At 53.8% G+C, this 1,549-nt stretch carries 2 protein-coding genes; both read right to left on the reverse strand.

Annotated features, from left to right (window positions below; genetic code table 11):
* A partial coding sequence (gene mobF / locus BEA93_RS24220) for a MobF family relaxase (protein ID WP_123058259.1) occupies positions 1-718 on the reverse strand: 718 nt, incomplete at its 3' end.
* Positions 719-724: 6 nt separating this feature from the next.
* The coding region (locus tag BEA93_RS24225; RefSeq protein ID WP_157945150.1) for a type IV secretion system DNA-binding domain-containing protein at positions 725-1,549 on the reverse strand (825 nt) is incomplete at its 5' end.

Here is a 1,549-nt window from a genome sequence, read left to right on the forward strand (position 1 = left end):
GGATTTGCTGACTGCGGGTTGAGAAAATATCGACCGGAACACCTTTAATCTCCCACAGACCATTTTTCCCGGTATCCGCCGTCTCATAGCCCATCGCCTCAACCTGACGGCGGAGCGCATGACGATAAATCTGCCCCAGCGCAATTTTGTTGTCATAAAGTGCATCAATGGTTCCGGTACGCCCACGCCTGTCGCTGGATAACGTCGACCAGCGCCCCTCCTTTTCGGTCATGTTAAGTAACAGGAGATGCGTGTGAATTTGCGGGTCCAGCTCCCGCGAGGTGTCATGGTTAAAGGCTGCCGCCACCATTTTTCCGGTATGAACGTGCTGGCTGATGCCATCACGCATTATCCGTGTTCCGACCAGGGACTCAATTTCCCGGCTGACAACCTCAACAGCCTGGTTATGGGCCTCCAGCAGACGGGATTCGCCATACAGCGCAATCAGTACGGACACGCTTTTGGGCGCTGATAACGTCAGGTCATAACCGCTGCGATGCACATTAATGCCGCCTTCCATTCTCTCCAGACTGACGCCATTGGGCAGACGTCCGGCAATCAGCTCATCCAGCCGGAAAGCATCCACCGGTCCTTCCAGTTGCAGCGATTTTGCGCCTTCCCCTAACCAACGGGACTGCATACTGCCCAGAAAATAGTAGTTATCCTGCGATGTGTAATAGCCTGCGCCACCACCGGCAATGGGTGCAATACTCAGCATAATCCATTACCCCCAGTTCATATCATCCAGCGGTTCGCGCTCATCCCGGTGTGATCGATGAATCACCAGATTGCGTTCATCCTGTCGCATTGCCTCCTGTGCCTGGTCTGAATCTCTACAGAGTTCGTCATACCGCTCATAGTCCGGATACAGGATTTCCCCGGTTTCTTTGTCCACAATTTCAGTCAGCTCTGCCACAGGCGTCTTTTCTTCCACAGGATTGCTCTCGCCCGTCCCGCTCACCGCCGCAGCCGCCGCCTCCTGAGTCACCGTTGCAGTCAGTGCCGGATTGTTAAGTGATTCTGCCTGTCCGGCCTGAGACGCCGTTTTGTTCTGTTCGTCATCTTTTCTGACATCGCCCTGTGCAATCCTGTCCAGTAACGCAGCAATATCGCCGTCCTCATCCTCACGACGGGTAATTTCAGATTCAATCTCCGGGTCGAGGCTGTCATTAATGTCACGCAACAGCAGCTCTTCTGCGCAGTCCTTTATCTTTTCATAAGACATACGCATCCGGACGGCCGGATACTCACCGGGAAACGTGACATAGCAGTGGAGGTTGGGCAGTTTCTGAATGTCGGTGTAGTTCACCAGATAGCGGTCTTCTTCCACCTTGCTGAAAGAGACACCGTCACGCACGGTATCCGCACCGTAGCTGTACTGCTCACTGAAAACCTTATCCCGCCGCTGGCCAATCTCACGCTGTACCCATTCCGCTTCCGTACTGGAAGGCGAACGGAAGAAATAACGGGTGTTCACCAGTCCCAGCATGGCATCGGCAAACTCTTTACCGTAGGTGTAATCCATCTGTGCTTTGGCCTGAAAACCCAG

Origin of the sequence: Escherichia sp. MOD1-EC5950 (genome assembly GCF_002965345.1) — a bacterium.
GTDB classification, from domain to species: Bacteria; Pseudomonadota; Gammaproteobacteria; order Enterobacterales; family Enterobacteriaceae; genus Escherichia; species Escherichia marmotae.